This window comes from Kluyvera sp., assembly GCF_965301105.1.
The window spans coordinates 1-10087 of sequence record NZ_CBDKZX010000107.1; the positions used below are offsets into that span (position 1 = coordinate 1).

General features: G+C 59.6%; 10 protein-coding genes and 1 pseudogene. 6 read left to right on the top strand and 5 right to left on the bottom strand.

Going from position 1 to position 10087, the window contains the following annotated elements; all coding sequences use genetic code 11:
• The 5 genes and pseudogenes from hycE to hycA all read right to left on the bottom strand — a co-directional run.
• A pseudogene (gene hycE, locus ACW14G_RS20855) lies at positions 1-592 on the bottom strand (formate hydrogenlyase subunit HycE); the annotation flags it as partial.
• Positions 593-608: 16 nt separating this feature from the next.
• Entirely contained in the window at positions 609-1532 is a 924-nt protein-coding gene (locus ACW14G_RS20860) for a respiratory chain complex I subunit 1 family protein (protein WP_249022247.1), read from the bottom strand.
• A gap of 2 nt (positions 1533-1534) precedes the next feature.
• A complete protein-coding gene (gene hycC, locus ACW14G_RS20865) occupies positions 1535-3361 on the bottom strand; it encodes a formate hydrogenlyase subunit 3 (RefSeq protein WP_455648761.1) in 1827 nt (608 codons plus the stop codon).
• A complete protein-coding gene (locus ACW14G_RS20870) occupies positions 3358-3966 on the bottom strand; it encodes a 4Fe-4S dicluster domain-containing protein (RefSeq protein WP_163447245.1) in 609 nt (202 codons plus the stop codon). Before ACW14G_RS20870 ends, hycC begins: the two co-directional genes overlap by 4 nt.
• An 83-nt stretch (positions 3967-4049) precedes the next feature.
• Positions 4050-4517: a formate hydrogenlyase regulator HycA gene (gene hycA, locus ACW14G_RS20875; RefSeq protein WP_064547782.1), complete on the bottom strand. Its 468-nt coding sequence runs from the start codon at positions 4515-4517 to the stop codon at positions 4050-4052.
• Positions 4518-4732: 215 nt separating this feature from the next.
• On the opposite strand from hycA, the gene hypA reads away from it, so the two are divergent.
• The 6 genes from hypA to flhA form a co-directional block, all read left to right on the top strand.
• Positions 4733-5083, top strand: a complete 351-nt coding sequence (gene hypA / locus ACW14G_RS20880) for a hydrogenase maturation nickel metallochaperone HypA (protein WP_064547780.1) — start codon at positions 4733-4735, stop codon at positions 5081-5083.
• A 3-nt stretch (positions 5084-5086) separates the two neighbouring features.
• The gene (gene hypB / locus ACW14G_RS20885; protein ID WP_167576562.1) at positions 5087-5959 is read left to right on the top strand and encodes a hydrogenase nickel incorporation protein HypB; all 873 of its coding nucleotides are present in this window, start codon (positions 5087-5089) and stop codon (positions 5957-5959) included.
• The gene (locus tag ACW14G_RS20890) at positions 5950-6222 is read left to right on the top strand and encodes a HypC/HybG/HupF family hydrogenase formation chaperone (RefSeq protein WP_064547776.1); all 273 of its coding nucleotides are present in this window, start codon (positions 5950-5952) and stop codon (positions 6220-6222) included. The genes hypB and ACW14G_RS20890 overlap by 10 nt, the downstream gene beginning before the upstream one ends.
• Complete coding sequence (hypD, locus tag ACW14G_RS20895) at positions 6222-7343, top strand: hydrogenase formation protein HypD (RefSeq protein ID WP_163447241.1); 1122 nt, start codon at positions 6222-6224, stop codon at positions 7341-7343. Before ACW14G_RS20890 ends, hypD begins: the two co-directional genes overlap by 1 nt.
• Positions 7340-8350, top strand: coding sequence for a hydrogenase expression/formation protein HypE (gene hypE, locus ACW14G_RS20900; protein WP_249022249.1), 1011 nt, complete (start codon positions 7340-7342; stop codon positions 8348-8350). The genes hypD and hypE overlap by 4 nt, the downstream gene beginning before the upstream one ends.
• A 76-nt stretch (positions 8351-8426) precedes the next feature.
• A partial coding sequence (flhA, locus tag ACW14G_RS20905) for a formate hydrogenlyase transcriptional activator FlhA (RefSeq protein WP_455648762.1) occupies positions 8427-10087 on the top strand: 1661 nt, incomplete at its 3' end.

Here is a 10087-nt window from a genome sequence, read left to right on the forward strand (position 1 = left end):
GGAAGTGGCCCGGTTCATCGGAGGTGACGTGCAGCGGGCCAATCGGCACCACGTTGTTCTTCTTGCTGCCCAGCTCGTTGATGAACTCGTAGGTTTCGGCGTCGGTGGTCGGCGCCGGGCGCTGACGATAATCCATGCTGTCTTTACGCAGCGGATAAAGCTCGTCCGGCCAATCGTCCGGCAGCACCAGACGACGCTCATCCGGCAGGCCGACCGGGATCAGACCGTACATGTCGCGCACTTCACGCTCGCCCCAAACGGCAGCAGGCACGCGCGGCGTGACCGACGGGTATTCCGGTTTATTGGCGTCCACTTCCACGCGCACGGTGATCCAGCACTTAGTGCCTTTCTCCATCGACAGCACGTAGTAGACCGCATAGTGTCCATTCAGTTTACGTTCGTCGTTGCCGAACAGTACCGACAGCCAGCCGCCCTGCTGGTAGTAAAGAAACTCGACGACTTCCGGCAGGTAGTTCACCTTTACGGTAATCGTTAACTGGTCTTTGGTCTGCCAGGCTTCGTCCAGCACCACGCCCGGGAAGGCCTGGTGCAGCGCAGCGAGGTAGTGTTGACCCACTTTTTCTTCAGACATGCTCAAAACTCTCTTATCACGCCACCAGCAAGGAGACGAAGGCTAAAAAGGCTAAACCGAACCCGGTCCAGGTGATACGACCGGTAATATCCAGACGCAGACGCGCCATGCTGTTTTCGAACAGCGCGATAATCAGCACGCCGACCACCAGCTTGACGATGGCGACAACGATCGCGATAACCAGGCCGCTCACGCTAAAGCTGGTCATCTGGCCCCACGGGATAAACACGCCAACGAACATTTGCAGCACCACCAGCTGTTTCAGGCTGATGCCCCACTTCAGCACGCCGAAGCCGCTGCCGCTGTACTCGGACAGCGGGCCTTCCTGCAGTTCCTGCTCCGCTTCCGCTAAGTCGAACGGCAGTTTGCCCATTTCGATAAAGGTGGCGAAGGCACAGGCGCAGAAAGCCAGCGCCAGCGGAATGCTGCGGCTGACCGGCCAGTGGTAAAGGGTGTCGGTGATATTGCTGATGTGCGTTGAACCGGCCACCAGCGCGGCGACCCACAGGCCCAGCAGCAGAATCGGCTCCACCAGCACGCCGAGCATCGCTTCACGGCTGGCGCCGATGGCGGTAAACGGGCTACCGGTGTCCAGACCGGCAATCGCGAAGAAGAAACGCGCCACCGCGAACAGATAAATCAGGGTGATGAGATCGCCCAGTCCCGGCAGCGGCGACGCCACGGTGACCACCGGCAGCGCGGTGGCGATGGTCAGCATCACGCCTACCATCACAAACGGCGTCAGGCGGAAAACCCAGCCGGACGCATCCGGGCCAATGCTCTGGCGACCCAGCAGTTTGATGATGTCGCGATACTCCTGCATCACGCCCGGCCCGCGACGGTTATGCAACCGAGCGCGCAGTACGCGGGTAATACCGGAGAGCAGCGGCGCAACGGCGAACAGCACCAGCGCCTGCAGTAAAGCAAATAAGACCGTCATGTTCAGGCTCCTCGAGAGATGACAATCACGACCAGCACCGCCAGTTCAACCAGCGCCAGACGTTGCAGCAGCAGCGGCGCCGCCGCGTTCTGCCAGCCTGGAACCAGAGAGACCGGGTTGAGCCATTTACGCAGTTTGAGTACCGGGGCAAAGGCCTGTTTCACCGGCATCGCAAAACCGTGCGCGGTAATCACCATCGACTGTTCGTGGTCGTAGCCGCAGACCCACGCCGCACCGCGCGAACGGCTCGGCAGGCGGTTGCCTTTGAGCAGCGCCAGAATGATGAACGGCAGCAGCGGGCAGGCAATCAGCAGCAGGGTAATCATCGGCTGAGAAACCACGGTATGCGCGGTGCTCATCGGCAGCGGCACGGCGGTGCTCAGCAGCGGCAGCAGCCACGGTGCGGCGACACCGCCCACGATGCACAGCAGCGCCATCACCACGGTGCTAATTGCCATCAGCAGCGGCGCGCAGCAGGCGTTTTCCGCCTCTTTGGTGCGCGGTGCGCCAAGGAAGGTGACGCCGTAGACTTTCGCCATACACATCACCGCCAGCGCGCCGGTAATCGCCAGGCCAACGGCCAGCAGCGGCCCCAGCAGACGACCAATAAACGCCCCGCTGGTGCTCAGTTTGAAGAAGGACTGATAGATAACCCACTCACCGGCAAAGCCGTTCAGCGGCGGCAGCGCAGCCATCGCCATCAGGCCCACCAGCATCGCCAGCGAGATCATCGGCATACGCTTGCCAATCCCGCCCAGCTTTTCGATGTCGCGATGGCCGGTACGGAACCAGACCGCGCCCGCGCCGAGGAACAGCGTGGTTTTAAACAGGCTATGGTTAAGCAGATGGTACAGACCACCGACCAGGCCCAGCGCCACCATCACCGGCTGTTGCAGCGCCAGACCGGTGACGCCAACGCCCAGCCCCAGCAGGATAATGCCGATGTTTTCCAGAGTGTGGTACGCCAGCAGGCGCTGAATGTTGTGCTCCATCAGCGCGTACAATCCGCCGACAAACGCGGTGATCATCCCCTGCACCAGCAGGGCAATGCCCCACCACAGCGGCTGAGCATCGCCCAGCAGCGAGACGGTGAGAATGCCGAGCAGACCCACTTTCATCACCACGGTCGAAAACAGCGCGGCAGCCGGTGCGCTGGCATTGGCATGCGCCGAAGGCACCCAACCGTGCAGCGGGATAATGCCCGCCAACAGGCCAAAGCCCAGTACGCACAGCACCCAAATGTCAGAGCCGACCGGCAGTTGCTGCGCACGTTCGTTCAGCAGCACCAGATCCAGCGTACCGTAACGCTGCCACAGCAGCAGGCAGGCAATCGCCAGCAGAATGGTGCCCAGACGGCCCAGCGCAAACCACAGTTTGCCGGAGGAGGCGCAGCCGGTAAGGAACGCGCCGCACAGCGCCATAATTTCCGCCATCACCACCAGCGAGCCGAAGCCGCTGGCGACAATCGCACAGACAGCCGCCGCCAGCAGCACGTTCACCAGCAGACCGTTGTTTTTCACTTTCGGGTGGCGATGCCAGTCGATGTTGTAGAGGCTGACAAACAGTCCGCACAGGCCAAGCGCAATCAGCCAGACCGCGTTCAGCGGCGTGACCAGCACGCTGTAGTGCACCAGCGACAGATGGCCCATCACCGGAAAGGCGTGAATCAGCACCTGCACCCCGGCCAGCAGCGCACAAACGCTGCCCAGCGCGCCGCCAATCCCGGCGATAAACCCGCTCAGCGATTTTTTAAACGACAGCAAAAAGGAGAGCACCGCGGCGAAGGCAAACCACGCCACCGCGCTATTGATTAAGGTCATCACGCTCATTTCGCCTCTCCTTGTTGCGCCTGAAACAGCGACAGATCGCCTAAATCGGTGTGGAAGGTCAGCTCACGTTTGCGTTTGCTGACGCGGGCGATATCCATGTTGTTGACCAGATGCAGCGCTTTCGTCGGACAGGTGCGGATACAGGCCGGGCCTTCCTCATCGAAATGGCACAGGTCGCATTTCACCGCGATAGCGCGTACGCCCGGTACCCAGTCCAGCAGGGTACTGACGCGAGCCGGAGCAGGCGGCGCAGGCAGCGCTTTCGGCGTGTTGGCGTTCGCCGGGATATCCAGCGGGCGGCTACCGGAAAATTCAATCGCCCCAAACGGGCAGGCGATGCCGCACAGTTTGCAGCTGACGCACAGGCTTTCGTTAAGCTGTACGACGCCATCGACGCGGTTAATGGCATTTACCGGGCATACTCCGGCGCACGGCGCGTCTTCACATTGGTGGCACAACTGTGGCGCGGATTCTTTTTCATTGAGCATTACTCTGAGCCGCGGCATCGATTGCAGGCCATGGTGGCGATGCGTTTCCGAGCAGGCTGCTTCGCAGGTGCGGCAACCGATACAGAGGGTAGAGTCAGCAATTACAAAACGATTCACCAGGTCTTCCTCAGGTGACAGTCATTTTTGACGAAATCATGCAGAGCAGGTGTCATTTCGACACCCGTCGACACACCGATAATTCAGGCGATGGAAGCCTGATGAGATTGCTGCGCCAGGCCGCCGAAATTAACCGGGCTGTCGCTCTCCAGCGCCGCATACAGGGTGTCGTATACCGGCGAAATTTTTTCCAGGTAGTGTTCCAGCACCTGCTCGCGATCGCGGATATTGATGGTGCCATCAATAAAGCCGCTGGCGTTCAGCTCGGCGCGCGCAACGCACTCTTTATTCAGGCCATCCCGCGTTTCCACGTAGTACTCAACGGTGTGGCTATTAAAGCCGCCTGACAGGCTGACGGAGACCACAAAATGTTCGAACAGCACGAAGCTCAGCTCTTTCTCCGGTGCGCAGTTCATCGCGTGATGCAGACGCGCTTTTGACAATGTGATCCCTTGAACCAGAGAGTTACAGTACACACGCCATTGATCCTGATGGCGGCGGTGACGATCGGCGATGTAGTCGGCCTTCTCGCTAATTTCCCAAATAGTCATGTCGGTTACCCGGTTAATAGAAACAAGCCTCCTAAGCACATTTCATGCCATATTTTTAATACATTGATTTTTATTGGATTTCCAGAAATGACATGCCGCTAACGACATGTCATTTCGTCAGGGTGACATCGTCATCGACAGTCTTTCGCGACGCTTTTACATCTCTGGCATCGTTATTGCATTACGTCTGCAAGTTAAGAGAAACGGGAGGCGTTATGCACGAAATCACGCTCTGCCAGCGGGCGCTGGAAATTGTTGAACAACAGGCGATACAGAACGGCGCGAAGCGCGTGACGGGCGTCTGGATCAAGGTCGGCGCTTTTTCTTGTGTAGAGACGAGCGCAATGACCTTTTGTTTTGATCTGGTGTGCCGCGGCACGCTGGCTGAAGGCTGTAAACTCCACGTCGAAGAGCAGGAGGCGGAGTGCTGGTGCGAATCCTGCCAGCAGTATGTCCAGCTCGTGTCGGTACACGTCCGCCGTTGCCCACAGTGCAACAGCGACAACCTGCGCATCGTCGCCGACGACGGTTTACAGATTCAGCGAATTGAAATTGATCAGGAGTAAAGTATGTGTACCACCTGTGGTTGTGCCGAAGGCAACCTCTATATAGAGGGCGATGAACGTAATCCGCATTCACTGTTCCGCAGCGCCCCCTTCGCACCGGCGGGCCGTCCGGCCCTGTCGATTACCGGCGTCAGAACGCAACAATTCCAGCCGCAGGCCGCCGATAACGGCGATCTGCACTACGGCCACGGCGAAGCGGGCACTCACGCGCCGGGCATGAGCCAGCGGCGGATGCTGGAAGTCGAAATCGACGTGCTGGATAAAAACAACCAGATTGCCGCCCGCAACCGCGCGCGCTTCGCCGCCCGCGAACAGCTGGTGCTGAATCTGGTCTCCAGCCCCGGTTCCGGTAAAACCACCCTGCTCACCGAAACCCTGATGCGCCTGAAAGATCGCGTCTCCTGCGCCGTGATTGAAGGCGACCAGCAGACAGTCAACGACGCCGCGCGCATTCGCGCCACCGGCACCCCAGCGATTCAGGTCAATACCGGTAAAGGCTGCCACCTCGACGCGCAGATGATTGCCGACGCCGCGCCGCGCCTGCCGCTGGAGAGCAACGGGATTCTGTTTATTGAAAACGTCGGCAACCTGGTGTGTCCGGCGAGCTTCGACCTTGGCGAGCGCCATAAGGTTGCGGTGCTGTCGGTTACCGAAGGCGAAGACAAGCCGCTGAAATATCCGCATATGTTCGCCGCCGCCTCGGTGATGCTGCTCAATAAAGTCGACCTGTTGCCGTACCTCAACTTCGACGTTGAGAAGTGCCTCGCCTGCGCCCGTGAAGTGAATCCGGATATTGAAATCATCCTCATCTCCGCCACCAGCGGAGAAGGCATGGACACCTGGCTAAACTGGCTGGAGACGCAGCGATGTGCATAGGCATTCCGGGACAAATTTCCGCCATTGACGGCGTGCAGGCAAAAGTGGACGTCTGCGGGATCAAGCGCGACGTCGACCTGACGCTAGTCGGCGCGGTGGATGAGAACGGCGAATCGCGTATCGGCCAATGGGTGCTGGTGCACGTCGGCTTTGCCATGAGCGTCATCAATGAGGAAGAGGCGCGCGACACCCTCGCGGCGCTGGAAAATATGTTTGAAGTGGAGCCGGACGTTGGCGCCCTGCTCTTTGGCGAGGAACGGTAATGCGTTTTGTTGATGAGTACCGCGCGCCGGAACAGGTGATGCAGCTGATTGCCCACCTGAAAAACCGCGCGCAACATCTGGCTTATACCGCCGAACGCCCACTGCGCATCATGGAAGTGTGCGGCGGCCACACGCATGCGATTTTTAAATTCGGTCTCGACCAGCTGCTGCCGGAGAACATCGAATTTATCCACGGGCCGGGCTGCCCGGTGTGCGTGTTGCCGATGGGACGCATCGACACCTGTATTGAAATTGCCAGCCATCCGGAGGTCATTTTCTGCACCTTCGGCGATGCCATGCGCGTGCCGGGGAAAAACGGCTCGCTGATGCAGGCCAAATCACGCGGCGCGGATATTCGTATCGTCTATTCGCCAATGGACGCCCTCAAGCTGGCGCAGCAGAATCCGACGCGCAAAGTGGTGTTCTTTGGTCTGGGCTTTGAAACCACCATGCCGACCACCGCCATTACGCTGCAACAGGCGAAGGCGCAGAACGTCGAGAATTTCTTCTTTTTCTGCCAGCACATCACGCTGATTCCTACCCTGCGCAGCCTGCTGGATCAGCCGGATAACGGCATCGATGCGTTCCTCGCGCCGGGTCATGTCAGCATGGTGATTGGCACTCACGCCTACGGCTTTATCGCCAGCGACTATCATCGTCCGCTGGTGGTCGCGGGTTTCGAGCCGGTGGATCTGCTACAGGGCGTCAATATGCTGGTGGAGCAGAAAATTGCCGAAGAGAGCCGCGTCGAGAACCAGTATCGCCGCGTAGTGCCGGACGACGGCAACGCGCTGGCGCAAAAAGCGATTGCCGAGGTATTTACGGTCAAGGGCGACAGCGAATGGCGCGGCCTGGGATTAATCAACGATTCTGGCGTACAGCTGACCGACGACTATCAGCGTTTTGACGCCGAAAGCCACTTTAAGCCGCAGCCTCAGCGCGTCTGCGACGACCCGCGCGCCCGCTGCGGCGACGTGCTCACCGGCCGCTGCAAACCGCACCAGTGCCCGCTGTTTGGCGCAACCTGCAATCCGCAAAGCGCGTTCGGCGCGCTGATGGTCTCGTCCGAAGGGGCGTGCGCCGCCTGGTATCAATATCGCAGTCAGGAGTCCGAAGCATGAACACTATCCAGTTAGCCCACGGCAGCGGCGGCCTGGCGATGCAACAGCTCATCGACAGCCTGTTTATGAAGGCTTTCGCCAATCCCTGGCTGGCCGAGCAAGAAGATCAGGCGCGCCTGTCGCTGGCGTCATTGACCGCGCACGGCGACCGCCTCGCGTTTTCCACCGACAGCTATGTGATTGACCCGCTGTTCTTCCCCGGCGGCAATATCGGCAAGCTGGCGATTTGCGGCACCGCCAACGACGTGGCGGTCAGCGGCGCGGCCCCCCGTTATCTCTCCTGCGGATTTATTATCGAAGAAGGTTTGCCGCTGGAGACGCTGGAAGCGGTGGTGAACACCATGGCTGAAACGGCCAAAGCGGCAGACATCGCTATCGTCACCGGCGACACCAAGGTTGTCGGTCGCGGCGCGGCGGATAAACTGTTTATCAACACCGCCGGGATGGGCGCGATTCCCGCCGACATTCATTGGGGCGCGGCAACGCTGACGCCGGGCGACGTGCTGATTGTCAGCGGCACCCTGGGCGACCACGGCGCAACCATCCTCAATCTGCGTGAACAGTTAGGCCTCGATGGCGAACTGCAAAGCGACTGCGCGGTGCTCACGCCGCTGATTCAAGCTCTGCGGCCGATTACTGGCGTCAAAGCGCTGCGCGATGCTACCCGCGGCGGCGTCAACGCGGTGGCCCACGAGTTTGCCGCCAGCTGCGGCTTTGGCGTCGAAATTCAGGAGCAGCATCTGCCGCTCAAAGACGCCGTTCGCGGCGTGTGCGAATTATTGGGGCTTGACGCGCTTAACTTTGCCAATGAAGGTAAACTGGTGATTGGCGTCAGCCGCGACGCGGCCGAAGAGGTGCTGGCCGCACTGCGCGCCCATCCTTTGGGCAGCAATGCCGCTATCATTGGCGAAGTGACCGAACGCCGGGGAGTGCGCGTTGCCGGATTATACGGCGTGAAACGCACGCTGGATCTCCCTCACGCCGAGCCGCTTCCGCGAATTTGTTAACAGACCACTCAAGGTCTGCATTTTATTATTATTATTATTTATCGCACCCTATGCGGTGCAGTTATGGGCAAGTGACATGTCGTATACACCGATGGGCGATCTCGGTCAGCAAGGGCTGTTCGATATCACCCGGACTCTTCTCCAACAGCCCGATCTGGCGGCACTGAGCGAAACGCTGGCGCAACTGGCGAAACAGTCTTCGCTGGCTGACAGCGCGGCGATCGTTCTGCTACAGCCGGGAAACCACCGCGCGGGCTATCACGCCACGCGTGAAGCCGGTCGGCCAATCGCTTACGAAGACGATAACCTGCTGGCAAACGGCCCGGTCCGACGCCTGCTCTCTCGTCCCGACGCGCTCCACTGTAGCTATGCTGAGTTCAGCGAAGCCTGGCCGCAACTGGCGGCCAGCGAGCTGTATCAGCCGTTTGGCCACTATTGTCTGCTGCCGCTGGCGGCGGAGGGGCGCATCTTTGGCGGCTGCGAATTTATCCGCCAGGACGACCGCCCGTGGACCGAGAAAGAGTATCAGCGTCTGCACATTTTCACGCAGATCGTCGCCGTGGTGACCGAGCAAATTCAAAGCCGGGTGACCAATAACGTCGATTACGATCTGCTGTGCCGCGAGCGCGATAACTTCCGCATTCTGGTGGCCATCACCAACGCCGTGCTGTCGCGCCTCGATATGGACGAGCTGGTTAGCGCAGTGGCGAAAGAGATTCACTACTACTTCAATATCGACGCCATCAGCGTGGTGCTGCGCAGCAACCGCAAGGGCAAACTGAATATCTACTCCACGCACTACATCGACGTTAACGATCCGGTGCACGATCAGAGCGAAGTGAACGAGTCAGGCACGCTGACCGAGCGGGTGTTCAAAAGCAAAGAGATGCTGATGCTCAACCTCAACGAGCAGGACAAACTCGCCCCGTACGAGCGCCAGCTGTTTGAGATGTGGGACGATAAAATCCAGACGCTGTGCCTGCTGCCGCTGATGTCCGGCGACCAGATGCTCGGCGTGCTGAAGCTTGCCCAGTGCGATGAAAAAGTCTTCTGCGCCGCCAACCTCAAGCTGCTTAAACAGATTGCCGAACGCGTCTCCATCGCCGTGGATAACGCCCTCGCTTATCAGGAGATCCACCGTCTGAAAGAGCGTCTGGTGGATGAAAACCTGGCGCTGACCGAACAGCTCAATAACGTCGACGGCGAGTTTGGCGAAATCATCGGTCGTAGCGAAGCGATGTTCAACGTCCTCAAGCAGGTTGAGATGGTCGCCCCAAGCGACAGTACGGTGCTGATCCTCGGTGAAACAGGCACCGGCAAAGAGCTGATTGCCCGCGCCATCCATAACCTGAGCGGCCGTAATAACCGCCGGATGGTGAAAATGAACTGCGCGGCAATGCCAGCGGGCCTGCTGGAAAGCGACCTGTTCGGTCACGAGCGCGGCGCGTTTACCGGTGCCAGCGCCCAGCGCATTGGTCGCTTCGAACTGGCGGATAAAAGCTCGCTGTTCCTTGACGAAGTGGGCGATATGCCGCTGGAACTGCAGCCGAAACTGCTGCGCGTGTTGCAGGAGCAGGAGTTTGAACGTCTGGGCAGCAACAAGCTGATCCAGACCGACGTGCGCCTGATCGCCGCCACCAACCGCGATCTCAAACAGATGGTGCTGGATCGCGAATTCCGTAGCGATCTTTACTATCGTCTCAACGTCTTCCCGATCCACCTGCCGCCGCTGCGCGA